This window comes from Pseudomonas sp. NPDC090755 (genome assembly GCF_044769005.1).
Classification (GTDB): Bacteria; Pseudomonadota; Gammaproteobacteria; order Pseudomonadales; family Pseudomonadaceae; genus Aquipseudomonas.
This window is the reverse complement of sequence record NZ_JBIVXC010000001.1, coordinates 328,702-353,856: the sequence shown is the minus strand read 5'-3', so window position 1 is coordinate 353,856 and position 25,155 is coordinate 328,702. Positions and strand designations below refer to the sequence as shown.

Annotated in this window: 20 protein-coding genes; 5 read left to right on the top strand and 15 right to left on the bottom strand. The window is 62.4% G+C overall.

Annotated elements, in window-relative coordinates:
- Nucleotides 1–93: 93 nt before the first annotated feature.
- From ACIQUS_RS01705 to ACIQUS_RS01675, 7 genes are all read right to left on the bottom strand, one after another.
- Nucleotides 94–984 (bottom strand): ABC transporter permease subunit, encoded by an 891-nt coding sequence (locus ACIQUS_RS01705; RefSeq protein WP_403042067.1) that lies wholly within the window; start codon nt 982–984, stop codon nt 94–96.
- Entirely contained in the window at nt 981–1,901 is a 921-nt protein-coding gene (locus ACIQUS_RS01700) for an ABC transporter permease subunit (protein WP_403042064.1), read from the bottom strand. The genes ACIQUS_RS01705 and ACIQUS_RS01700 overlap by 4 nt, the downstream gene beginning before the upstream one ends.
- Entirely contained in the window at nt 1,898–3,040 is a 1,143-nt protein-coding gene (locus ACIQUS_RS01695; RefSeq protein ID WP_403042062.1) for an ABC transporter ATP-binding protein, read from the bottom strand. Before ACIQUS_RS01695 ends, ACIQUS_RS01700 begins: the two co-directional genes overlap by 4 nt.
- Before the next feature lie 59 nt (nt 3,041–3,099).
- The gene (locus ACIQUS_RS01690; protein ID WP_403042059.1) at nt 3,100–4,194 is read right to left on the bottom strand and encodes a polyamine ABC transporter substrate-binding protein; all 1,095 of its coding nucleotides are present in this window, start codon (nt 4,192–4,194) and stop codon (nt 3,100–3,102) included.
- Between the two features lie 161 nt (nt 4,195–4,355).
- Nucleotides 4,356–5,453 carry a polyamine ABC transporter substrate-binding protein gene (locus ACIQUS_RS01685; protein ID WP_403042057.1) on the bottom strand — a complete coding sequence of 366 codons (1,098 nt, stop codon included), beginning with the start codon at nt 5,451–5,453 and terminating at the stop codon, nt 4,356–4,358.
- A 170-nt stretch (nt 5,454–5,623) separates the two neighbouring features.
- A complete protein-coding gene (locus ACIQUS_RS01680) occupies nt 5,624–6,982 on the bottom strand; it encodes an aspartate aminotransferase family protein (protein WP_403042055.1) in 1,359 nt (452 codons plus the stop codon).
- 47 nt (nt 6,983–7,029) lie between these two features.
- On the bottom strand, nt 7,030–8,388 hold the full coding sequence (locus ACIQUS_RS01675; RefSeq protein WP_403042050.1) for a glutamine synthetase family protein: 1,359 nt from the start codon (nt 8,386–8,388) through the stop codon (nt 7,030–7,032).
- A 599-nt stretch (nt 8,389–8,987) separates the two neighbouring features.
- On the opposite strand from ACIQUS_RS01675, the gene ACIQUS_RS01670 reads away from it, so the two are divergent.
- Complete coding sequence (locus ACIQUS_RS01670) at nt 8,988–10,364, top strand: glutamine synthetase family protein (protein WP_285861352.1); 1,377 nt, start codon at nt 8,988–8,990, stop codon at nt 10,362–10,364.
- Nucleotides 10,365–10,435: 71 nt separating this feature from the next.
- On the opposite strand, the gene argA is transcribed toward ACIQUS_RS01670, so the two are convergent.
- Entirely contained in the window at nt 10,436–11,734 is a 1,299-nt protein-coding gene (gene argA, locus ACIQUS_RS01665; protein ID WP_285861353.1) for an amino-acid N-acetyltransferase, read from the bottom strand.
- 114 nt (nt 11,735–11,848) lie between these two features.
- Nucleotides 11,849–13,006, bottom strand: coding sequence for an acetylornithine deacetylase (gene argE, locus ACIQUS_RS01660; RefSeq protein ID WP_403042045.1), 1,158 nt, complete (start codon nt 13,004–13,006; stop codon nt 11,849–11,851).
- A 126-nt stretch (nt 13,007–13,132) separates the two neighbouring features.
- Between argE and ACIQUS_RS01655 the strand changes: the two genes are divergently transcribed.
- Nucleotides 13,133–14,524, top strand: a complete 1,392-nt coding sequence (locus ACIQUS_RS01655; protein ID WP_403042041.1) for an inorganic triphosphatase — start codon at nt 13,133–13,135, stop codon at nt 14,522–14,524.
- 3 nt (nt 14,525–14,527) lie between these two features.
- On the opposite strand, the gene ACIQUS_RS01650 is transcribed toward ACIQUS_RS01655, so the two are convergent.
- On the bottom strand, nt 14,528–14,998 hold the full coding sequence (locus ACIQUS_RS01650; protein ID WP_403042039.1) for an Lrp/AsnC family transcriptional regulator: 471 nt from the start codon (nt 14,996–14,998) through the stop codon (nt 14,528–14,530).
- Nucleotides 14,999–15,123: 125 nt separating this feature from the next.
- Here ACIQUS_RS01650 and ACIQUS_RS01645 point away from each other — a divergent pair, with 125 nt between their 5' ends.
- The 3 genes from ACIQUS_RS01645 to ACIQUS_RS01635 all read left to right on the top strand — a co-directional run bounded on the left by ACIQUS_RS01645 (nt 15,124) and on the right by ACIQUS_RS01635 (nt 17,608).
- Nucleotides 15,124–15,435: a hypothetical protein gene (locus ACIQUS_RS01645; protein WP_403042037.1), complete on the top strand. Its 312-nt coding sequence runs from the start codon at nt 15,124–15,126 to the stop codon at nt 15,433–15,435.
- Between the two features lie 107 nt (nt 15,436–15,542).
- Nucleotides 15,543–17,237 (top strand): GspE/PulE family protein, encoded by a 1,695-nt coding sequence (locus tag ACIQUS_RS01640; RefSeq protein WP_403042034.1) that lies wholly within the window; start codon nt 15,543–15,545, stop codon nt 17,235–17,237.
- 53 nt (nt 17,238–17,290) lie between these two features.
- Complete coding sequence (locus ACIQUS_RS01635; RefSeq protein ID WP_403042032.1) at nt 17,291–17,608, top strand: DUF2388 domain-containing protein; 318 nt, start codon at nt 17,291–17,293, stop codon at nt 17,606–17,608.
- A 100-nt stretch (nt 17,609–17,708) separates the two neighbouring features.
- Here the strand turns inward: ACIQUS_RS01635 and gcvP are convergent, their stop codons facing one another.
- From gcvP to ACIQUS_RS01610, 5 genes are all read right to left on the bottom strand, one after another.
- The gene (gene gcvP, locus ACIQUS_RS01630; RefSeq protein WP_403042029.1) at nt 17,709–20,582 is read right to left on the bottom strand and encodes an aminomethyl-transferring glycine dehydrogenase; all 2,874 of its coding nucleotides are present in this window, start codon (nt 20,580–20,582) and stop codon (nt 17,709–17,711) included.
- A 79-nt stretch (nt 20,583–20,661) separates the two neighbouring features.
- Nucleotides 20,662–21,045: a glycine cleavage system protein GcvH gene (gene gcvH / locus ACIQUS_RS01625; RefSeq protein ID WP_403042026.1), complete on the bottom strand. Its 384-nt coding sequence runs from the start codon at nt 21,043–21,045 to the stop codon at nt 20,662–20,664.
- Nucleotides 21,046–21,090: 45 nt separating this feature from the next.
- Nucleotides 21,091–22,173, bottom strand: a complete 1,083-nt coding sequence (gene gcvT, locus ACIQUS_RS01620; protein ID WP_403042023.1) for a glycine cleavage system aminomethyltransferase GcvT — start codon at nt 22,171–22,173, stop codon at nt 21,091–21,093.
- A 121-nt stretch (nt 22,174–22,294) separates the two neighbouring features.
- On the bottom strand, nt 22,295–23,917 hold the full coding sequence (locus ACIQUS_RS01615; protein WP_403042021.1) for an ABC transporter permease: 1,623 nt from the start codon (nt 23,915–23,917) through the stop codon (nt 22,295–22,297).
- Between the two features lie 140 nt (nt 23,918–24,057).
- Nucleotides 24,058–25,059 (bottom strand): extracellular solute-binding protein, encoded by a 1,002-nt coding sequence (locus tag ACIQUS_RS01610; protein WP_403042019.1) that lies wholly within the window; start codon nt 25,057–25,059, stop codon nt 24,058–24,060.
- Between the last annotated feature and the right edge of the window lie 96 nt (nt 25,060–25,155).

The following is a 25,155-nucleotide window of genomic DNA, read 5'->3' as shown; positions in this document are numbered from 1 at the left end:
GCGAAGCGACATGGCTGACACACCGCAATCGCGGGGCAAGCCCGCTCCTACCGGTGTAGGAGCGGGCTTGCCCCGCGATGGGCTGCAGTCAGATCACGCCGAAACGGCTGCTGGCGCGCGCCCCACGTCCGGTTGCTTCCAGGAATCGGCTGCGCTTTCCTCGATGGCCTGCTGGATCGCCCGACGGCGACGTTCTTCGGCCTGGCGGCTGAAGTACCAGACCATGAAGGTCACCAGCGACACCGACAGCAGGATCAGACTGGCCACGGCGTTGATTTCCGGCTTGACGCCCAGACGCACGGCAGAGAAGACCTCCATCGGCAAGGTGGTCGAACCCGGGCCGGAAACGAAGCTGGCCAGCACCAGGTCATCCAGCGACAGGGCGAAGGACATCATGCCGCCCGCTGCCAGCGAAGGCGCGATCATCGGGATGGTGATCAGGAAGAACACCTTCCATGGCCGCGCACCGAGGTCCATGGCCGCCTCTTCGATGGACAGGTCCAGCTCACGCAGGCGCGCCGACACCACCACGGCCACATAGGCCGAGCAGAACGTGGTGTGGGCGATCCAGATGGTGACGATGCCACGCTCCTGCGGCCAGCCGATCATCTGCGCCATGGCCACGAACAGCAGCAACAGCGACAGACCGGTGATCACTTCGGGCATCACCAGCGGCGCGGTGACCAGGCCACCGAACAGGGTGCGGCCCTTGAAACGGGTGACCCGGGTCAGCACGAAGGCCGCCAGGGTACCCAGCGCCACGGCGGCGATCGCGGTGTAGCAGGCGATCTCCAGCGAGCGCATCACCGAGCCCATCAGCTGGCTGTTGTCGAGCAGGCCGACGTACCACTTCACCGACCAGCCGCCCCACACCGTCACCAGCTTGGAGGCGTTGAACGAATAGATCACCAGGATCAGCATGGGCAGGTAGATGAACAACAAGCCCAGGATCAACATCAGCTTGGAGAAACTGAAACGCTTCATGCCCGACCCTCCATCTCTTTGGCCTGACTACGGTTGAAGAGCAGGATCGGTACGATCAGGATCGCCAGCATCACCACCGCCAGGGCCGAGGCCACCGGCCAGTCACGGTTGTTGAAGAACTCTTGCCAGAGCACTTTACCGATCATCAGGGTTTCCGGACCGCCCAGCAGTTCCGGGATGACGAACTCACCGACCACTGGAATGAACACCAGCATGCACCCGGCGATGATGCCGTTCTTCGACAGCGGCACGGTGATCTTCCAGAAGCTGTTGAAGGTGCTCGAACCCAGGTCCGAAGCAGCTTCCAGCAGGCTCGCGTCGTGCTTCACCAGGTTGGCGTAGAGCGGCAGGATCATGAACGGCAGGTAGGAATAGACCACGCCGATATAGACCGCCAGGTTGGTGTTGAGGATCTGCAACGGCTGATCGATCAGGCCCAGCCACAGCAGGAAGGCGTTGAGCAGGCCGTTGTTGCTGAGGATGCCCATCCAGGCATACACGCGGATCAGGATCGCCGTCCAGGTCGGCATCATGATCAGCAGCAGCAAGACGGTCTGGGTTTCCTTGCGTGCATTGGCGATGCCGTAGGCCATCGGATAGCCGATCAGCAGGCACAGCAGCGTGCTGAAGAAGGCAATCTTCAGCGATCCGAGGTAGGCCGAGATGTACAGCTCGTCCTCGGTCAACAGGCCGTAGTTGGCCAGGTTGAGCACCAGTTGCACCTTGTCTTCAACGTAGCTGTAGATCTCGGTGTACGGCGGAATGGCCACGTCCGCTTCCGCGAAGCTGATCTTCAGGACGATGAAGAACGGCAGCATGAAGAACAGGAACAGCCAGATGAAGGGCACGCCGATCACCAGATGGCGTCCCTCGGGTTTCACCCGTTCGAAGGCTCGCTTGAGCTTGCGCATGTTCATGACCGCAGTACCACGCCGCTGTCGTCTTCCCACCAGACGTACACCTGGTCACCCCAGGTTGGCCGGGTGCCCTGGCGCTCGGCGTTGGCCACGAACGACTGGACGATCTTGCCGCCAGGCAGTTCGACGTAGAACACCGAGTGGCCGCCCAGGTAGGCGATGTCGTGGACCTTGCCGCGTGACCAGTTGTGCTCGCAGGTCGGCGCCGTGGTGGTCACCAGCAGCTTCTCCGGACGCAGGGCGTAGGTGATGCGCTTGTCTTCCACCGAGGTGGTCACACCGTGACCGACGTAGATGTTGCGCTCCAGCTCCTGGCTGGCAATGATCGCGTGACCTTCGGCGTCTTCGACCACTTCACCGTCGAACAGGTTGACGTTGCCGATGAACTCGCAGACCAGGCGGCTGGTCGGGGTCTCGTAGACGTCGATCGGGCTGCCGATCTGGGCGATCCAGCCCAGGTGCATGATGGCGATGCGCTGGGCCATGGTCATGGCCTCTTCCTGGTCGTGGGTCACCATCACGCAGGTCACGCCGACCCGCTCGATGATCTCCACCAGCTCCAGTTGCATCTGTGAGCGCAGCTTTTTGTCCAGCGCACCCATCGGCTCATCGAGCAGCAGCAGCTTCGGACGCTTGGCCAGGGAACGGGCCAGGGCCACACGCTGACGCTGGCCACCGGAGAGCTGGTGCGGCTTGCGCTTGGCGTACTGGGTCATGTGCACCAGCTTGAGCATTTCGCCGACACGCGCGTCGATCTCGGCCTTGGGCATGCGGTCCTGCTGCAGGCCGAAGGCGATGTTCTGCGCCACGGTCATGTGCGGGAACAGGGCGTACGACTGGAACATCATGTTGATCGGCCGCTCGTAGGGCGGCATGTCGGTGATGTCTACGCCATCGAGGAAGATCCGACCTTCGGTCGGACGCTCGAAGCCGGCGAGCATACGCAGCAAGGTGGATTTACCGGAACCGGAACCGCCCAGCAGAGCGAAGATCTCGCCCTTCTTGATTTCCAGGGACACATCGTCCACGGCGACCGTTTCGTCGAACTTTTTTGTAACCCGGTCGATTTTGACCAGCACCTGTTTAGGCTGCTGATCGCCCTCGAGGGCTTTTTTATAGGCACCGGAGGCAACTGCCATGTGTGTAACTCCCAACAAAGTTTTTTGCGTCCGCCCCTGCCGTGACGGACCCTGGATTTTTACTTGCCCGATTTGATCTTGGTCCAGCTACGGGTCATCAAACGTTGCACTTTGGGCGGTAACTCGGAGTTGACGTACAACTTGTCCAGCACTTCTTGCGGTGGGTAAACCGCTGCGTCGGTTCTCACTTTCTGGTCCATCAGGTCGCCAGCCTTGGGGTTCGGGTTGGCATAACCGACGTTATCGCTCACCTGGGCAATCACCGCAGGTTCAAGCAAATAGTTGATGAAGGCGTGGGCCTCTTTGACATGGCTGGAGTCCTTGGGAATCGCCAGCATGTCGAACCAGAGGTTGCCGCCCTCCTTGGGAATCACATAGGCCACTTCCACGCCTTTGCCGGCTTCTTCGGCACGGGACTTGGCCTGGAATATATCGCCGGAGAACCCGGCAGCCACGCAGATGTCGCCGTTGGCCAGGTCCGAGATGTACTTGGAGGAGTGGAAATAGGTCACATAAGGACGCACGGCCAGCAGCTTCTCCTCGGCCTTGGCATAGTCCTTGGGATCGGTACTGTTGGGATTGAGCCCCATGTAGTTCAGTACCGCGGGTAGCATCTCGTCTGCCGAGTCGAGGAAGGCGACGCCGCATTTGGAGAGTTTCTTGATGTTCTCCGGTTCGAACAGCATGGCCCAGGAGTCGATCGTGTCGGTGCCCAGCGCCGCCTTGACCTTCTCGACGTTGTAGCCGATGCCATTGGTGCCCCACAGATAGGGGACGGCGTACTGGTTACCCGGATCGTTCTTTTCCAGGCGCTTCATCAGCGTCGGGTCAAGGTTCGCGTAATTGGGCAACAGCGACTTGTCGAGCTTCTGGAATACGCCCGCCTTGATCTGCTTGCCGAGGAAATGGTTGGACGGCACCACCACGTCGTAACCACTACGACCGGCCAGCAGCTTGCCTTCCAGGGTTTCGTTGGAGTCGAAGACATCCTGTACCGGCTTGATGCCGGTGGCTTTTTCGAAGTCCGCCAGGGTGGTCTGACCGATGTAGTCCGACCAGTTATAAATGTGCACCGTGGGCGCCGCTTGGACGCTGATCGCCAGCGTCATACTCGCTCCAGCCAGCATGGCCTTGCGAAATACAGATGTAGACAAGTGGGTAGTCCTCACAATAGTGCCCGTAGCAAACGGCATAAATACCTGCCGTATCAGCAAACCGGCGCGCAACTTACCTTCGATGCACTCATGTCGCAAAAAAAAATTCATTCTCGGAGCACCCTGGGCGTGATTAACACCGCCCAGGGTTTCAAACCGGCTTACTTGCCCGACTTGATCTTGGTCCAGATGCGAGTGATATCGCGCTGGGCCTTGGCGCCTGGGTCGGCAATGGCGTACAGCTGTTTCTTCACATCAGCCGGTGGGTAGATGCTCGGGTCGCCGGAAATGTCCTTGTCCACCAGCGCAGTCGCCGCCTTGTTGCCGTTCGGGAAGCGCACGGCGTTGGTGATTTCGGCCATGATTTCCGGTTGCATCAGGAAGTCCATGAACTTGTAGGCTGCATCGACGTTGGCCGCATCTTTCGGGATGGCAACCATGTCGTAGAAGGTACCGGCACCTTCTTTCGGAATGATGTAGTCCAGCTTGACCTTGTCGCCGGCTTCATGAGCACGGGCCTTGGACTGCTCCAGGTCACCCGAGTAACCCACGGCCACGCAGATGTTGCCGTTGGCCAGGTCCGAGATGTACTTGGACGAGTGGAAGTAGGCGACCGAAGGACGGATGCTCAGGAACAGGTCCTCGGCAGCCTTCAGGTCTTCCTTCTTGGTGCTGTTGGTGGGCTTGCCCAGGTAGTGCAGCGCAGCCGGGAGCATCTCGGTCGGTGCATCCAGGAAGCTCACCCCGCAGCTTTTCAGCTTCTCGATGTTCTCAGGCTTGAACACCGCATCCCAGGAATCGATCTTGTCGACGCCCAGCGCAGCCTTGACCTTCTCCGGGTTGTAGCCGATGCCGATGGAGCCCCACATGTACGGGAATGCATGCTTGTTGCCCGGGTCGCTGGCATCGCCAACGGCCTTGAGCAGGTCTTCGTCCAGGTTCTTCCAGTTCGGCAGCTTGGAGCGGTCCAGCTCCTGGTAAACGCCAGCCTTGATTTGCTTGGCCAGGAAGTTGTTCGACGGTACGACCACGTCGTAGCCGGACTTGCCTGCCAGCAACTTGGCTTCCAGGGTTTCGTTGCTGTCGAAGACGTCGTAGACAACCTTGATGCCCGATTGCTTCTCAAACTTGGCAACGGTGTCCGGCGCGATGTAATCGGACCAGTTGTAGACGTGCAGCACTTTGTCATCCGCCTGAACAGCACTGGCCATGGCGCCCATCAGGGACACAGCCAACAACGTCTTGCCCATTTTCTTCATGCGTAATGCTCCAGAATTTTTTATTTAGCCATCTGTTCAGCGGCCGGCTCTCTGCGGCGCAAGCACTGGGCGACTGAAACAGTCGCTAGTCTGGCAAGTTCCAAGGCGCTCTTTCAACAAAAGAGCCACCTTGAAACACTGTTATGCCACTACGCTAGCCTAGCACCTGGCTATTTCAGCGCTTCGAGCGTCAGGTCCAGGCATTTGCGTGCCTTTTCCACCAGCTCGTCGATCTCGTCACGGCTGATCACCAGCGGTGGCGCAATGATCATGGTGTCGCCCACGGCGCGCATGATCAGGCCGTTGTCGAAGCAGTGCTGGCGGCAGATCATGCCGGCGCCCTGGCCTTCGTAACGGGCGCGGGTTGCCTTATCCTTGACCAGCTCGATCGCGCCGAGCATGCCCAGCCCGCGCACTTCGCCCACCAACGGGTGATCGCTCAGCTCGCGCAGACGTTTTTGCAAATACGGTGCCGTTTCCTCCTTCACACGCTCGATGATCTTCTCGTCGCGCAGGATCCGCAGGTTTTCCAGGCCCACCGCGGCCGCCACCGGATGGCCGGAGTAAGTAAAACCGTGGTTGAAGTCGCCGCCTTCGCTGAGCACCTTGGCCACTTCGTCACGTACGATCACACCCCCCATGGGGATGTAACCGGAGGTCAGGCCCTTGGCGATGGTCATCAAATCGGGCTTGAGGTCGTAATAATCAGAACCGAACCACTCACCGGTACGACCGAAGCCACAGATCACTTCATCGGCGATGAACAGGATGTCGTACTTGGCGAGGATCTCCTTGATCTTCGGCCAGTAGGTGTCCGGTGGAATGATCACCCCGCCGGCGCCCTGGATCGGCTCGGCGATAAAGGCGGCGACGTTGTCTTCGCCGACTTCGAGGATCTTTTTCTCCAGCTGTTCGGCAGCCCAGACCCCGAACTCGTCCGGGGTCATGTCGCCGCCTTCACCGAACCAGTATGGCTGCGGGATATGCACGATGCCCGGCAGTGTTCCGCCCTGCGCATGCATGCCGCTCATGCCACCCAGGGCGGCACCGGCCACGGTGGAACCGTGGTAACCATTGATGCGGCCGATGATCACCTGCTTCTGCGGCTTGCCCTTGAGCGCCCAGTAGTGGCGGACCATGCGCAGGTTGGTGTCGTTGCCTTCGGAACCGGAGCCAGTGAAGAACACATGGGTCATGCCTTTGGGCGCCACGTCGGTCACCGCCTTGGCCAGCTCCAGCGCTGGCGGGTGGGCAGTCTGGAAGAACAGGTTGTAGTACGGCAACTCACGCATCTGCGCGGCGGCCTTTTCCACCAGTTCTTCACGGCCATAGCCAACCGCCACGCACCACAGGCCCGCCATGCCGTCGAGGATCTTGTTGCCCTCGCTGTCCCACAAGTGCACACCCTGGGCCTTGGTGATGATCCGCGGCCCCTTTTCCTTCAGCTGCTTGTAGTCGCTGAAAGGCGCGAGGTGATGCTCGCTGCTCAAGGCTTGCCACTCACGGGTTTGCGGGTTGTTGACGCTCATGTGCTTCTCCGTTTGTTGACGGCCGCGGTCCTGCGGCTCCGGGTTGATCAGACCGCAAACAGCAGGAACTCACGTTCCCAGGAGCTGATTACGCGTTTGAAGTTCTCATGCTCGGCGCGTTTGGTGGCGACGTAGCCGGCAATGAATTTCTTGCCCAGGTACGGTTCCAGCGCCTGGCAGTTTTCCATGCGCTCCAGGGCATCCTCGATGGTCAGCGGCAGGCGCAGGTTGCGCCGCTCGTAACCACGGCCCTGCACAGGCGCGCTTGGCTTGATGCCTTCGACCATGCCGATGTAACCGCACAGCAGGCTCGCGGCGATGGCCAGGTAAGGGTTGGCGTCGGCACCCGGCAGGCGGTTCTCGACCCGGCGATTCTGTGGACCGGCATCCGGCACACGCAGGCCGACGGTGCGGTTCTCTTCGCCCCACTCGACGTTTACCGGCGCCGAGGTATCGGGCAGGAAACGGCGGAACGAGTTGACGTTCGGTGCGAACAGCGGCAACACCACCGGGATGAACTTCTGCAGGCCGCCGACATGGTTGAGGAACAACTCGCTCATGCGGCCATCTTCGTCGGAGAAGATGTTCTTGCCGGTGTGCACGTCGATGATGCTCTGGTGCAGGTGCATGGCGCTGCCCGGCTCACCGGTCATCGGCTTGGCCATGAAGGTGGCGGCGACGTTGTGCTTGAGCGCCGCTTCACGCATGGTCCGCTTGAACACCAGGATCTGGTCGGCCAGGGCCAGGGCGTTACCGTGACGGAAGTTGATTTCCATCTGCGCAGTGCCGTCTTCGTGGATCAGCGTGTCCAGGTCCAGGTTCTGCAGTTCGCACCAGTCGTAGACGTCCTCGAACAGCGGGTCGAATTCGTTGGCCGCTTCGATGGAGAACGACTGGCGGCCGGTTTCCGGGCGGCCGGAACGACCGATCGGAGGTTGCAGCGGGAAGTCCGGGTCTTCACAGCGCTTGGTCAGGTAGAACTCCATCTCCGGCGCCACGATCGGCTGCCAGCCCTTGTCGGCATAGAGTTTGAGCACTTTCTTGAGCACGTTGCGCGGCGACAGCTCGACCGGGTTGCCCTGCTTGTCGTAGGTATCGTGAATCACCTGGGCGGTTGGCTCGATGGCCCAGGGTACGAGAAACACCGCGTTCTCGTCCGGCCGGCAGACCATGTCGATGTCGGCCGGGTCCAGCAATTCGTAATAAATGTCGTCATCGACGTAGTCGCCGGTCACGGTCTGCAGCAGGACGCTCTCGGGCAAGCGCATGCCTTTTTCGGCGATGAACTTGTTGGTCGGCGAAATCTTGCCACGGGTGATCCCGGTGAGGTCGCTGATCAGGCACTCCACTTCGGTGATCTTGTGCTCTTTCAACCAATCGGTGAGCTGGTCGAGGTTGGTACTCATAAATACCTCAGGAGGCAAATGTCTGGGCAATCGTCAGGACAGCCGCAATGGGCCGTCCCAGACATTCTGTATCCCGCACGGAGGTAAAGCAAAAGCCAGGCGCGGCGATACCACAGGCATTACCCGCAACGCTGGCGAGCCCGCTATAGTGATGGCAGAGGATATTCAGGGAAGCGTCGGCAACGGGCAGGTGGCCCGGGCCGTCAATTATTTCAGCCGGGGCATACAGTGCCGCCGCGGTGCGATAGCCACCCGCGTGGAATGCGTGCAAACCGTTCTGGGAACGGCAGGCAATGATGCCGGTTGTCGGCAGTCGTGACATGTAACCCCCGGTATTATTGGTGTTATGGGTTGCCACCGAGCTTAGCCTTGTTCATTTTTTTACACAACACCCCCGTAAAAAATAGAACACGGCCCGCTCAAAACCGCCGCTACCGTACGAAAGCAGTCCTTGTCGTCGCCCTCAATTGCAGCAAAAATGCCGCTTGAGGGCCATTTTAGGGCATCATGGGGTTGGCTTGACTTCAGCATGGCTTTCCGTTTGACTGGACCTGCAAGCCCCCATTGATTGATATTTTTAACAACAAAGGTGTTGCATCATGTCGGTACCCCCGCGTGCCGTTCAGCTTAACGAAGCGAACGCGTTCCTTAAGGAACATCCTGAGGTTCTCTACGTTGACCTTCTGATTGCAGATATGAATGGTGTGGTGCGTGGCAAGCGCATTGAGCGCACCAGCCTCCACAAGGTTTACGAGAAAGGCATCAACCTGCCGGCCTCACTTTTCGCATTGGATATCAACGGCTCCACGGTCGAAAGCACCGGCCTGGGCCTGGACATCGGCGATGCCGACCGCATCTGCTATCCAATCCCGGACACCCTGTCCAACGAACCCTGGCAGAAGCGCCCTACCGCGCAGCTGCTGATGACCATGCACGAACTCGAAGGCGAGCCGTTCTTCGCCGACCCGCGGGAAGTCCTGCGCCAGGTCGTGAGCAAGTTCGACGAGATGGGCCTGACCATCTGCGCCGCGTTCGAGCTGGAGTTCTACCTGATCGACCAGGAGAACGTGAACGGCCGTCCACAGCCACCACGCTCGCCGATTTCCGGCAAACGTCCGCAATCGACCCAGGTCTACCTGATCGACGACCTCGACGAGTACGTCGACTGCCTGCAGGACATCCTCGAAGGCGCCAAGGAGCAGGGCATTCCTGCCGACGCCATCGTCAAGGAAAGCGCCCCGGCGCAGTTCGAAGTCAACCTGCACCACGTTGCCGACCCGATGAAGGCCTGCGACTACGCGGTACTGCTCAAGCGCCTGATCAAGAACATCGCCTACGACCATGAAATGGATACCACCTTCATGGCCAAGCCGTACCCAGGCCAGGCGGGTAATGGTCTACACGTCCATATCTCGGTGCTGGACAAAGATGGCAAGAACATCTTCACCAGCGAGGATCCCGAGCAGAACGCCGCGCTGCGTCACGCGATCGGCGGTGTGCTCGAGACCCTGCCGGCGTCGATGGCGTTCCTGTGCCCGAACGTCAACTCGTATCGCCGTTTCGGTGCCCAGTTCTATGTACCCAATGCCCCGAGCTGGGGGCTGGACAACCGCACAGTAGCCCTGCGCGTCCCGACCGGCTCGCCGGATGCCGTGCGCATCGAACACCGCGTTGCCGGTGCCGACGCCAACCCGTACCTGCTGATGGCTGCCGTACTGGCGGGTGTGCACCATGGTTTGAGCAACAAGATCGAACCAAGCACCCCGATCGAAGGCAACGCCTACGAGCAAGTGGAGCAAAGCCTGCCGAACAACCTGCGCGACGCCCTGCGCGAGTTGGACGACAGCGAGATCCTCAACAAGTACATCGATCCGAAGTACATCGACATCTTCGTCGCCTGCAAGGAAAGTGAGCTGGAGGAGTTCGAACACTCCATCTCCGACCTCGAGTACAACTGGTACCTGCATACCGTTTAAGACTTGAGGGCCTTATCGCGGGGCAAGCCCGCTCCTACGCACCTGTAGGAGCGGGCTTGCCCCGCGATGCTTTACAAGGCCTTTTCGAAAATCTTCGAATTGCGCTGGTAGTTGTACAGTGAAGCCCTGGCCGCCGGCAGCCGCTCGACGCCGCTGGGCACGAACCCACGTTCGCGGAACCAGTGCGCGGTCCGGGTCGTCAGTACGAACAGGGTGTTGAGCCCCATTTCCCGCGCCCGGGTCTCGATGCGCTCCAGCAGCTCGTCACCCCGGCCACCATGGCGATACTCGGGATTCACCGCAAGGCACGCCAGCTCCCCGGCCTCGGAATCGGCAATCGGGTACAGCGCCGCACAGGCGATGATCATGCCCTCGCGCTCAACCACGCTGAACTGCTCGATCTCACGCTCCAGCACCTCGCGCGAACGACGCACCAGGATCCCCTGCTCTTCCAGCGGGCTGATCAGGTCAAGCAAGCCACCGACGTCCTCGATCGCCGCTTCACGGACCTTCTCGAACTGCTCCTGGGCCACCAGGGTGCCGCCACCGTCACGGGTGAACAGCTCGGTGAGCAAGGCGCCGTCTTCGCTGTAGCTGACGATGTGGCTGCGCGCCACGCCACCACGGCAGGCCTCGGCAGCGGCGTCGAGCAGTTCGGCCTGATAGTCGCTGCCCAGGCGTTGCAGGTGCGCCGGTACCTGCTGCGGGCGAAGTTCGCGCACCAGTCGGCCTTGTTCGTCGATCAGGCCGCGCTCGGCACCGAACAACAACAGCTTGTCGGCGCCCAACTCGATCGCAGCGCGGGTGGCGACGTCTTCGCAGGCCAGGTTGAAGATTTCGCCGGTCGGCGAGTAGCCCAGCGGCGACAGCAGCACGATGGAACGCTCGTCGAGCAGGCGGTTGATACCCTTGCGGTCGACCCGGCGTACTTCGCCGGTGTGGTGATAGTCCACGCCTTCGAGCACGCCGATCGGCCGTGCGGTAACCAGGTTGCCGGAGGCCACGCGCAGGCGCGAGCCCTGCATCGGCGAGGCGGCCATGTCCATCGACAGCCGGGCTTCGATGGCGATGCGCAGGTGTCCCACGGCATCGATCACGCATTCCAGGGTGGCGGCATCGGTGATACGCATGCCGCGGTGGTAGTGCGGGGTCAGGCCACGGCTGGCCAGGCGGCTTTCGATCTGCGGGCGCGAGCCGTGCACCAGTACCAGGCGCACGCCCAGGCTGTGCAGCAGCACCAGGTCGTGGACGATATTGCCGAAATTGGGGTCTTCGACCCCGTCACCGGGCAGCATGACCACAAAGGTGCATTCGCGGTGGGCGTTGATGTAAGGCGAAGCATGACGCAGCCAATTGACGTAATCGGGCATAACCAGGGAGCCTGTAGAGAAAGGGACAAAAACGGGAAAGCACACAGCGCTCGAAGGGTTATCGTCGGAACAGGCTTGGCGTCACGCGCAATCTCCTCTGGAAAACGGCCGAACTCAGCGGGCAATTACCGGGCTGAGGCAATAATGTTCGATCAACTCACGCAATAGACGCACGGTAGGCTGCAAGCGTGACATTTCAAGGTACTCGCCCGGCTGGTGGGCGCAGGCGATATCGCCCGGGCCCAATACCAGGGTCTCGCAACCCAGGCGCTGAAGATAAGGCGCTTCGGTGCCAAAGGCCACCGCTTCGGCCCGATGGCCGGTTAGACGTTCGGCCAGGCGCACCAGTTCCGCATCCGCCGATTGTTCGAATGGCGGCACCTCGGGGAACAGCGGCGCATAGTCGATGCGCACCTGATGCTGCTCGGCCAGGGGGGCGATTCTCTCCCGGATGGCCGCGCGCAGGGCCTGCGGGTCCATGCCCGGCAAGGGCCGCAAGTCGAACTCCAGGGCGCACTGGCCGCAGATCCGGTTGGGGTTGTCGCCACCGTGGATGCACCCGAAGTTCAGGGTCGGTTGCGGCACACTGAACTGGGCATTGTTGAACTGTTGCTGCCATTGCCGGCGTAGCCCCATCAACTCGCTCATGACCTGGTGCATGGCCTCCAGCGCGCTATGTCCGAGGCCAGGATCCGACGAATGGCCACTGCGACCGAGGATATCGATACGCTCCATCATCACGCCCTTGTGCAGGCGGATCGGCTTGAGCCCGGTCGGCTCGCCGATCACCGCCGCTCGCCCCAGCGGCCGGCCGGCTTCAGCCAGGGCTCGGGCGCCGGACATCGAGCTCTCTTCGTCGCAGGTGGCCAGGATCAGCAGCGGCTGCTTGAAATCATGAGCCAGCAAGGGCTGCACCGCCTCGATGACCAGGGCGAAAAAGCCCTTCATGTCGCAACTGCCCAGGCCCACCCAGCGCCCGTCCACCTCTGTCAGCTTGAGCGGATCGGTCTGCCACAGCTGCGGATCGTAGGGCACCGTATCGCTGTGCCCGGCCAGCACCAGCCCGCCCGGGCCACTGCCCCGGCTGGCCAGCAGGTTGAATTTGCCCGGGGTCACCTGCTGGATGTCACAGGCGAAACCCAGGTCTCCCAGCCACCCGGCCAGCAGGTCGATCACCGCGCGGTTGGACTGGTCCAGCGCAGGCTGTGTACAGCTGACCGATGGCGCGGCGATCAGGGCGGCGAACTGCTCTTTGAGCGATGGCAACGGCATGCGCTTTCTCCTTGGACGAACCTCATCATAGGGCCATCCGGCTCTGTGAATAAACCGCCGCGAGCCGAGTCCTGTACACTGCACCCCCAAGACGCTCCCTGTCATTCGAGCCTGGATCTACCAGCAATGCATAAAGAAACCGAAATCAAACTGCGGGTCAGCCGCGAGACCCTCGCCGCCCTGCGCGAACACCCATTGCTGAACAAGCGCAACAAGTCCGGCTGGCAAAGCCGCGAGCTGCTGAACCAGTACTTCGACAGCCCGGAGCGCGACCTGGCGGCGGCCAAGGTCGCCCTGCGCCTGCGCCGCGACGGCGATGTGGTGATCCAGACCCTCAAGACCCGCGGCCAGAGCGTCGCCGGCCTGTCCCAGCGCAACGAGTTCGAGTGGCAGTTGCCCAAGGCCAAGCTCGACCTGAAGAAGCTCGACGACCAGTGCTGGCCTGCCCAACTGGCCGAGCTGGACAAGAAAACCATCAAGCCGCTGTTCACCACCGACTTCACCCGCCAGTACGCGGAAATCGCCTGGGGCCGTGGCAAGGCCAAGGTGGTGATCGAAGCGGCCCTGGACCTGGGCAGCGTGGTCGCCGGCAAGCAGAAGGAAGAGATCTGCGAGCTGGAACTGGAACTACGCGAAGGCGCGCCTGAAGCCCTGCTGGAACTGGCCGCCGAGCTGTCGGCCGCCCTGCCACTGTTCCCGTGCGACATCAGCAAGGCCGAGCGCGGCTACCGCCTGCTCGACCCTGCCAGCTACGCCCTGCGCCTGCCGGCCGCCGAACTGAGCGCAGAAATGCCACTGGACGACGCCGTCGCGGCGCTGGCCTGGCAACTGCTGGGCGCCAGCCAGCGCCTGGCCGAGCAGTACCAGTTCAACGGTCACTGGCGCCTGCTGCAGGACTGGGTCCAGACCCTGGCCGAACTGCGCGCCCTGTTCGGCAGCCTGGGCCAGGCCGCCCCCCGTGCGACCACCCGTGCCTTGCGTGCCAGCCTCGATGCGCTGCTCGAAGACTGGCGTCCGCTGGTATTGGCCGGCAACGACGATGAAGACGTGCGTCGCGCCGCGCCCGAGCAGTTTGCCGACGAGCTGCTGGATACCCGCTGGGGCCAGTTCTCCCTAGAAACCTCGCGCTGGCTGCTGGCCCGTGGCTGGACCGTGGAGCGCAACAAGCGCGGCGACCGCCAGGGTGCCGCCCAGCTGACCAACTGGCTGAACGTGCTGCTGGCCGATGAAGCCAACGCCCTGCAACTGCCGCTGTACCATCGCCAGCCGGAAGACCTGGCCGAGCAGTTGCCACGTATCGAGCGCCTGCTGGCCTGGCTGCACCATGCCCGCCAGGTGCTGGAGAGCCCCGACCTGGACCGTCTGTTCGGCGAGCTGAACAAACTGCACGAACTGGCCAGCCTGCCGATCAGCGACGAAGTGGAAGCAGACGTGCGGACCGAGGTCCTTGCCGCCCGCGAGCAGCAGGCCATGGCCGTGTTCCAGAGCCGTGGCTGGAAGCACCTGCTGCGCAAGTAAGGGCTAGCGCAGCACCGGAAGACTGGTCGTGGACTTGATTTCAGACAAGGCCACGATCGAGTTGACCTCCTGGATCCCCGGCACCATCGACAGCTTTTCGAAGAAGAACCGTTCGTAGGCTTCGATGTCCGGGGTGACGATGCGCAGCAAGAAGTCCACCGCCCCCATCAGCACATAGCACTCCAGCACTTCCGGAAAGCCGCGTATCGCTTCGGTGAATTCGGTGAAATTGGAGCGGCCGTGGGCATTGAGTTTGACCTCGGCGAAAATCTGCGTGTTCAGGCCGATCTTCTTGCGGTCGAGCAGGGTCACCTGACCGCGAATCACCCCCTCCTCCTTCAGGCGCTGTATGCGCCGCCAGCACGGCGACTGGGACAGCCCCACCCGTTCGGCGATCTGCGCACTGGACAGTGAGGCGTCCTCCTGCAACAAGGCCAGGATGCGTCGGTCATAGGCGTCCAATTCGCTATGCATAATTATTTCTCCAAAAAATCATATGGCGAATTGAATAATTCAATAATCAGCCTTATCAATCGATCATAGAGAAAAAATACCCGGTTGCGCATGTAAAAATTCCCCTATCGATTCTGGAGAACTACATGAGCGCACTCGAACGCTTCGACAGCCCCGTTACCCCGTTGCGCGACGATGTCTGGGCTGCCAGCGCCGCCCACAGCCGCGTGCGCTATCACCTGCAGGTGGAAGCCGAGCCCGACAGCCTGTGCCGGGTACTGAACCTGTTCGCCCTGCAGTTCCTCACCCCTCATCAGGTGCAGATGAACCGGCAGGACGACCTGCTCCAGATCGACATCGAGATTGCCGGGTTGAGCTGGCACCGGGCCGAACTCATTGCGCAAAAAATGCGCAATTTGATCTGCGTCGACGAGGTCCGCTTGCAGCCTTGCCACTGATTGAGCCAGGGTGGGAAATACCGGGCAAAATTTTCGGCCTTGCTGGTTCCCAAAGCCAGCTAATCTTGTCAGTGCCACCCCTTCAGGCAGCTTGGCAAGGACGCCTAATGACTGTCACCCCCGAGGACCGCAGGCTGAGCCTGGACGGCCTGCTGGACGACCTTCTCGATGCCCGACTCATCCCTGCGCACACTGCCCGGGCACTGCGCAGCCGGGGCCTTGCTACCGACGACCACCCGCTTGAGCTCATCGCCCGCCAGGGCCTGCCGGACCCACGCCAGCCCGGCCAGCGCCTGGACATGGAAGCCCTGTGCCAATGGTTGGCCGCACAGACTGGTCAGCCCTACCTGTATATCGATCCGCTGCAACTGGACCTGGCGGCCACCACGGGCCTGATGTCTGCAGCCTTTGCCCGACGCCATGGCCTGCTGGCTGTCGCCGCCGATAGCCAAGGCGTCACCGTGGCCAGCGCCGAGCCTTATGTCACCTCCTGGGAAGTGGACCTTGCGCAAGTGTTGCGACGCCCGATCAAGCGCGTGCTGGCAAGTCCGTTGCAAATCCGCCAGTTCAGCCAGGCGTTTTTCCACCTGGCCCGCTCGGTCGATGGCGCCAGCCGCCAACAGGCGTTGCCTGTGCATAACCTCGAGCAACTGCTCGAACTCGGAAGCGATGAACGCCAGCGCGACAGCGATGATGCCCACGTCGTCACCCTCGTCGACTGGCTGTTGCAGTACGCCTTCGACCAACGGGCCAGCGATATTCACCTGGAACCCCGGCGCGACCAGGGCCACCTGCGCTTTCGCATCGACGGCTTGCTGCACCCGATCTACCAGTTTCCGGCCGAGGTCACCCTGGCGGTGATCAGCCGCCTGAAAACCCTCGGTGGTATGAACGTCGCCGAAAAACGCCGGCCCCAGGACGGCCGTATCAAGACCCGCCTGCCAACCGGCAACGAAGTCGAGTTGCGCCTGTCGACCTTGCCCACCACCTTCGGCGAGAAGCTGGTGCTGCGCATCTTCGACCCCCTCCTGATGCAGCAGGACTTCACCCAGCTGGGCCTGGACGGCGAAAACCTGGTGCACTGGCAGGCCATGATCGGGCAGCGCCACGGCCTGATCCTGGTCACCGGGCCCACCGGTTCGGGCAAAACCAGCACCCTGTACGCCACCCTCAAGTACCTGGCCACCCCGCAGGTCAACCTGTGCACGGTCGAAGACCCGATCGAGATGGTCGAGCCGCAGTTCAACCAGCTGCAAGTGCACCCGGCCATCGACCTGGGCTTTGCCGAGGGCGCCCGGGCCCTGCTGCGCCAGGACCCGGACATCATCATGATTGGCGAGATCCGTGATCTGGAAACCGCCCAGGTGGCCTTCCAGGCGGCGCTGACCGGACATCTGGTGCTCTCCACCCTGCACACCAACGATGCCTGCGGCGCCATCAGCCGCCTGCTGGAGCTCGGCATTGCCGCTCACCTGATCAAGGCCGGGCTGGTTGGCGTAATGGCCCAGCGCCTGGTGCGTACGCTGTGCCTGGCCTGCAAGGCGCCCACCGCGACGGGCTACCTGGCCCGGGGGTGCAACGAATGTCGGCAGACCGGCTACCACGGTCGCACCGGCATTCACGAACTGCTGCGCCTGAGCGACAGCCTCAAGGCTGCCATTTGCACCGATATCGACCTGGCAACACTGCGCCGGCAGGCACTCGCCGAGGGCTTGCGTAGCCTGCATGACAACGGCGCGCAGAAAGTCGCGGCAGGTCTTACATCGCAGGCCGAGGTGTTGCGCGTGGCGTCAGGGAACTAGATGCAGGCGGGCAGATCAAAGCGCGCAGATCACCACAGTTGGAGTTACCCCGAATGCGTTTCAAATTTGCAGTCGCAACCCTTGCCCTGCTCTGCGTGCCTGTCGGTTCGGCCATGGCCGACACCTTCTGGCGCAACGTCATCTCCTCCGGCGCAACGACCGCCTCCAGCTACCTGACCTCCAAGGACCACAAGCTGGTCGTCGCCGCCCAGGATGACGCCGGCAGCTTTGTGGCCAGCAATGGCGCCATTCGCGGCCCTTACCTGGAATCGGCAATGCAGAAAGTCCGTGCCGATAACCCAGGGTTGCAGGTCAGCGACATGGAACTGGCAAACGCCATCCTGGCCAAGAACGCCGTAGCCAGCGAGTAATTTCGCGACCTATCGCAGGCTTCGCCAGCTCCCACAAGAATGCTGCAGGCACTGCCTGTGGGAGCCGGCGAAGCCGGCGATTGGCGATAGCGTCCCCCCTTCAGCGATAATCCTCCACCGGCACGCAAGCGCAGAACAGGTTCCGGTCCCCGAACACGTTGTCCACCCGGTTAACCGCCGGCCAGTATTTGTGCAACCGCACATGATCACTGGGCGCTACGCCCTGGACGATGCTGTAGGGCCGCTCCCATACGCCCAGCACATCCGCCAGCGTATGCGGCGCATGCTTGAGCGGGTTGTCTTCGGCTGGCCAGTTGCCGTCCTGCACCTCGCGAATTTCCGCACGAATGCTCAGCATCGCCTCAATGAAGCGATCCAGTTCGGCCTTGGACTCACTTTCGGTCGGTTCCACCATCAAGGTGCCCGGCACCGGGAACGACATGGTCGGGGCATGGAAACCATAGTCCATCAGGCGCTTGGCAACGTCCTCCTCACTGATGCCGGTCAGCGCCTTCAACGGCCGCAGGTCGAAAATGCATTCATGGGCCACCCGCGCGTTGCGCCCCCGGTACAGCACCGGGAAAGCCTCGTTCAGGCGCTCGGCCAGGTAGTTGGCCGAGAGGATCGCCACCTCGCTGGCATCGGCGAGCTGTTGCCCCATCATGGCGATGTACATCCAGCTGATCGGCAAGATGCTCGCGCTGCCCCACGGCGCAGCACTGACCGCGGTGTTCTGCGGATCAGGCCCTGGCACCGGGATCACCGGATGGCTGGCCACGAAAGGCGCCAGGTGCGCACGCACGCCGATCGGCCCCATGCCCGGCCCTCCGCCGCCATGGGGGATGCAGAAGGTCTTGTGCAAGTTCATGTGCGAGACATCGGCGCCAATATCGGCCGGCCGGGTCAGGCCGACCTGGGCATTGAGGTTGGCCCCGTCCATGTACACCTGGCCACCTTGCTGGTGGATCACCGCGCAAATCTCGCTGATGCCCTCCTCATACACGCCATGGGTCGAAGGATAGGTCGCCATCAGGCAGGACAGGTGCTCGCCCGCGGCGTGGGCCTTGGCCTTGAGGTCGGCCAGGTCGACGTTACCGGCTTCGTCGCATTCGACGATGACCACCCGCATGCCGGCCATTTGCGCCGAGGCCGGGTTGGTGCCATGGGCCGACGAGGGAATCAGGCAAATATCACGGTGCGGCTGGTGACGGCTGCGATGATACTTGGCGATCGCCATCAACCCGGCATACTCGCCCTGGGCGCCGGAGTTGGGCTGCATGCAGATGGCGTCGAAACCGGTAATAGCACACAGCCAGCTTTCCAGCTCGTCGATCATCGCCTTGTAGCCCTGCACTTGCCCTGCCGGGGCAAAAGGGTGCAACTCGGCAAAGCCTGGCCAGGTGATAGGGATCATCTCGCTGCTGGCGTTGAGCTTCATGGTGCAGGAACCCAGGGGAATCATCGACTGGTTCAGCGCCAGGTCCTTGTTCTCCAGCTGTTTGAGGTAGCGCAGCATCTCGGTTTCGCTGTGGTGCTGATTGAACACCGGATGGGTCAGGAAGCCCGAACGGCGCACCAGGGCCGCCGGAATGCCTTCCGGCAGGGCCAGGGTATCGAGGGTGGGGATATCCAGGCCGTGGTCGGCACCGAGGAAAATGTCGAACAGACGCAGCACGGTGGACTCGTCACAGGTCTCGTCGAGGCTCACGCCCAGCTTGCCGCGCCCGAGAATCCGCAGGTTGATCCTGGCCGCCTCGGCGCTCTGGATGATCGCCGTCTGGCTGCCGCCGACCTCCAGGGTCAGGGTGTCGAAAAAGTGCTGGTTGAGGCGCTTGATGCCTTTGCTCTCCAGGCCTGCGGCCAGGACGAAGGTCAGCGCATGCACCCGCTGGGCAATGCGCTGCAAGCCTTCGGGGCCGTGATACACCGCGTAGAAGGCGGCAATGTTGGCCAGCAGCACCTGGGCGGTGCAGATGTTCGAGTTGGCCTTCTCGCGGCGGATATGCTGCTCGCGGGTCTGCAGGGCCATGCGCAGGGCCACGTTGCCGCGGGCATCCTTGGACACGCCGATGATGCGCCCCGGCATGGCCCGCTTGAAGTCGTCACGGCAGGCGAAATAGGCCGCGTGGGGCCCGCCGTAGCCCATGGGCACGCCAAAGCGCTGGGACGAGCCCAGCACCACGTCGGCGCCCTGTTCGCCCGGCGGGCACAGCATCAGCAGGCTCAGCAGGTCGGCGGCCACGCAGGCCAGGGCCTGTTGCTTGTGCAGCTGCTCGACCAGCGGGCGCAGGTCGCGGATCTCGCCATGGGTGTCCGGGTACTGCAGCAAGGCCCCGAACACCTTGTAGTTGCCAAGGTTCTCCACCACGTCGACGACCAGCTCGAAGCCAAAGCCTTCGGCGCGGGTCTTGAGCACCGACAGGGTTTGCGGATGGCAGTGTTCATCGGCAAAGAACAGGTTGCTTTTCGACCTGGCCACCCGCTTGGCCAGAGCCATGGCTTCGGCCGCTGCCGTGGCCTCATCGAGCAACGACGCGTTGGCCAGATCCAGACCGGTGAGGTCGATGATCATCTGCTGGAAATTCAACAGCGCTTCCAGGCGACCCTGGGCGATTTCCGGCTGATAAGGCGTGTAGGCGGTGTACCAGCCCGGATTCTCCAGGACGTTGCGCAGGATGACGGTCGGCGTGATCGTGCCGTGGTAGCCCATGCCGATCAGGCTGGTCCATACCTGGTTCTGCTCGGCATAGCCCTTGAGCTTGGCCAGGGCGGCCTGTTCATCCAGGGCGGCAGGCAAATCCAGCGGCCGGTTCAGGCGGATGCCCGGCGGCACGGTCTGTTCGATCAGGTCACTGCGGCTGCCCAGGCCCAGGGCCTCGAGCATGGCCTGCTGCTCCAGGGCATCGGGGCCCAGGTGGCGACGCAGGAAAGGATTGGGGTCGTGCAGTTGGCTCAGGGACGGCGACTGGGACATAGCGGCTCTCTCTTCCTCGACCAAGCCCCGAGCAGTCGAGGCATATTGAGTCTAGGAAGAGATTGCCGGTTTGTGAAAACTATTCGCCGATGGCGGCTTTGTAGCCAGCGGCGTCGAGCAGTTTGTCCAGCTCGGCCGGGTTGCTTGGCTTGAGTTTGAAGATCCAGCTTTCGTACGGCTGCTCGTTCAGCGACTCGGGGCTGTCGGCCAGCTCTTCGTTCACCGCGATCACCTCACCACCCACCGGGGCGTAGATGTCCGAGGCGGCCTTGACCGACTCGACCACACCGGCGGCGTCGCCAGCGGCGAAGACTTTGCCGACTTCAGCCAGCTCGACGAACACCACGTCACCCAGGGCTTCCTGGGCGTGGTCGCTGATACCGACGGTCACAGTGCCGTCGGCTTCCAGACGGGCCCACTCGTGGCTTTCGGCAAAACGCAGGTCGGCGGGGATGTTGCTCATCTTGTTATCCTCGATAGGGTCAGCGGAAAGCCCGCCAGAAAGGGTTCAGATCAGAATCTTGCCATGGCGCACGAAGGTCGGCTTGACCACCCGCACCGGGTACCATTTGCCGCGGATTTCCACCTCGGCCCGGTCGGCGGTTGCCATCGGCACCCGCGCCAGCGCGATGGATTTGCTCAGCGTAGGAGAGAAACTACCACTGGTGATCTCACCTTCGCCAATACCGGCGACACGCACCACCTGATGGGCACGCAGCACGCCGCGTTCTTCGAGCACCAGGCCGACCAGTTTCTGCTCGACGCCGTGTTCGATTTCAGCGAGCAGGCCCTGGCGACCGATGAAGTCACGCTGCGCAGGCTCCCAGGCGATGCTCCAGCCCAGGTTCGAGGTCAGCGGGGTGTGCACCTGGTCGATGTCCTGGCCATACAGGTTCATGCCGGCTTCAAGCCGCAGGGTGTCACGGGCGCCCAGGCCGCTCGGGGCGATGCCGGCACCGACCAGGTCGTTGAAGAAGGCCGGGGCCTGCACGGCGGGCAGGATGATTTCCAGGCCATCTTCGCCGGTGTAGCCGGTGCGGGCAATGAACCAGTCGCCTTCGTCGCGGCCTTCGAACGGCTTGAGCTCACGAATCAGCTCGGCCCGTGGCGCGCTGACCAGTTCGGCAACCTTGTCGCGGGCCTCGGGGCCCTGGATGGCGAGGATGGCCAGTTCCGAGCGTTCGCGCAGTTCGACCTGATAGTCGCCCTTGCAGGCGTTCAGCCAGGCCAGGTCCTTGTCGCGGGTCGCGGCGTTGACCACCAGGCGATAACCTTCGTCACAGCGGTAGACGATCATGTCGTCGATGACCAGGCCCTGCTCGTCGAGCATGGTGCTGTACAAGGCCTTGCCGGTTTCGCCCAGGCGATCGACATCGTTGGCCAGCAGGCGCTGCAGCCAGACCTTGGCCTGAGCGCCGTGTACATCGATCACCGTCATGTGGGAAACATCGAACACCCCGCAGTCACGGCGCACCTGATGGTGCTCCTCGACCTGCGAGCCATAATGCAGAGGCATGTCCCAACCGCCAAAATCGACCATCTTGGCGCCCAGCGCCAGGTGCAGGTCATAAAGAGGCGTGCGCTGTCCCATGGGTTTCTCCTTCCGGGATTGGCGAAGCAGCGGCTGTCGGCAGCGTTCCAGCTACCTGGTCTGTAGGACCGACCGCAGCGAATGCCGCGCATTGTAGCTGCAAGCTCGCAGGCTTACACCCTCAGCGCGATTGACCGGGGTGCCGGGCCGACCGTCGAATCAGGCCGATGACCGGCAAAAGCCCGACCAGGATCAGCGTCAGGGCCGGCAGCGACGCCCGCGCCCATTCGCCTTCGCTGGTCATTTCGAACACCCGCACCGCCAGGGTGTCCCAGCCGAACGGCCGCATCAGCAGGGTCGCCGGCATTTCCTTGAGGACATCGACGAACACCAGCAAGGCGGCGCTCAAGCCCCCCGGCACCAGCAGCGGTAGATACACCTTGAAAAACAATCTTGGGCCACTGACGCCCAGGCTGCGGGAAGCTTCGGGCAACGAGGGACGAATCCGGCCCAGGCTGTTTTCCAGCGGCCCATAGGCTACAGCGATGAAGCGCACCAGGTAGGCGAGCAACAGCGCCGACAGGCTGCCCAGCAGCAAGGGCCGGCCCGCGCCACCCAGCCAGGTGGAGAGCGGTACCACGACCTGGTTGTCCAGGTAACTGAAGGCCAGCATGATCGACACGGCCAGTACCGAGCCCGGCAGGGCATACCCCAGGTTGGCCAGCCCGACCCCGGCACCAATGGCCGTGGTCGGTGCCTGGCGTCGGGCAAAGGCCAGCACCAGGGCGACACAGACGGTGATCAGCGCCGCCATCGCGCCCAGGTAGAGGGTATGCAGGATCAGGCTGCTATAGCGCTCATCGAGATCGAAGCGCCCCCGTTGCCAGAACCACACCAGCAGCTGCAGCACCGGGATGACGAAGGCGCAGGCAAACACCAGCAGGCACCAGCCACTGGCCGCCAGCGCCTTGAAACCGCGCAGGTGATACAACGCCTTGCCCCGCGGCCGCTCGTTGCTGCTGCGCACCGCGCCACGGGCGCGGCGCTCGCCGTACAGCACCAGCATCACGACCAGCAGCAACAGGCTGGCCAGCTGTGCAGCGCTGGACAGGCTGAAGAAGCCGTACCAGGTCTTGTAGATTGCGGTGGTGAAGGTGTCGAAGTTGAACACCGACACCGCCCCGAAATCGGCCAGGGTTTCCATCAGGGCCAGGGCAACGCCGGCACCGATGGCCGGACGGGCCATGGGCAGCCCCACCCGCCAGAACGCCTGCAATGGCGAATGCCCCAGCACCCGGGCCGCTTCCATCAATCCCTTGCCCTGGGCCAGGAAAGCGGTGCGCGCCAACAGGTAGACATAGGGGTAGAACACCAGCACCAGCACGATGATCACCCCGCCGGTGGAGCGCACCCGGGGCAGGCGCATGGGCCCGAACCCTTCACGCAGCAGGCTTTGCACCGGCCCGGCAAAATCCAGCAGGCCGACGAAGACGAACGCCAGCACATAAGCCGGAATCGCGAATGGCAGCATCAGTGCCCAGTCCAGCCAGCGCCGGCCGGGGAACTCGCAGAGGCTGGTCAACCAGGCCAGGCTTACGCCCAGCACGGTAACGCCGATGCCGACACCGACGACCAGGGTCAGGGTATTGCCCAACAGGCGGCCCATCTGGGTATCGAGCAGGTGCGACCAGATCTGCGTGTCGATGGATTGCCAGGACAGCAGCAGCACGCTCAGGGGCAACAGCACCAGGGCGGCAATGGTGTAGACCAGGGGATACCAACGGCGTTGGGCGGGGTGAGCCAAAAGGAAATCTCTGTGGAAATGTTTACGACCGCATTACGGTCGATCGCGGGCGATGCCCGCTCCCACAGGGGTTCTCATGTGGGAGCGGGCATCGCCCGCGATGTGGGCCGTCAAGGCCCCGCAAGGATAAAGCCTTGCGCTTAGTTCCAGCCAGCCCGATCCATGAGTTTGATGGCTTCAGCCTGACGCTTGCCGGCGATTTCAACCGGGATGGTGTCGGCCTTGAACGAACCCCATGCGGCCACTTCCTCGGAAGGGGCGACTTTCGGGTTGGCCGGGAATTCCTGGTTCACGTCCGCGAAAAGCTTCTGTGCTTCTTCACCAGTCATCCACTCGACCAGCTTCTTGGCGGCTTCCGGGTGCGGCGCATATTTGGTCAGGCCGATACCCGAGAGGTTGACGTGCACACCACGGTCAGCCTGGTTAGGCCAGAACAGCTTGACCGCAAGCTTCGGGTTTTCCTTGTGCAGGCGACCGTAGTAATAGGTGTTGACGATGCCCACGTCGCACTGGCCGGCGTTGATGGCCTGCAGCAAGGCGGTGTCATCGGAGAACACGTCAGTGGACAGGTTGTTGACCCAGCCCTTGATGATTTCCTCGGTCTTCTTCTCGCCGTGGGTTTCGATCAGGGTGGCGGTCAGCGACTGGTTGTAAACCTTCTTCGCGGTGCGCAGGCACAGACGACCTTCCCAGTTCTTGTCGGCTAGGGCTTCGTAGGTGCTCAGTTCTTCCGGCTTGACCCGATCGGTGGAGTAGGCAATGGTCCGCGCCCGCAGGCTCAGGCCGGTCCAGTCGTGGGACGAGGCGCGGTACTGCTTGGGAATGTTTGCGTCGATCACGTCGGACTTGATCGGCTGCAGGATGCCCATCTGCTCAGCCTGCCAGAGGTTGCCGGCATCGACGGTCAACAGCAGGTCGGCGGTGGCGTTCTGACCTTCGGCCTTGATGCGCTGCATCAGCGGCGCTTCCTTGTCGGTGATGAACTTGATCTTGACCCCGGTCTTGGCGGTGTAGGCGTCGAACACCGGCTTGATCAGCTCGTCGATGCGCGAGGAATACACCACCACTTCGTCCGCCGCCTGGGCGGTGCCGCCCAACAGGGTCAGAGCCAGGGCGGCCAATACGTGCTTGCGTGGCAACATGGTGCAGTCCTCGGAGTTCAATTGAGGCGCAAATGGTAGTTAATCCCATTTGCCTTCTCAACCGAACTCACCGGCGAGGAGTTACCAGATGTTACG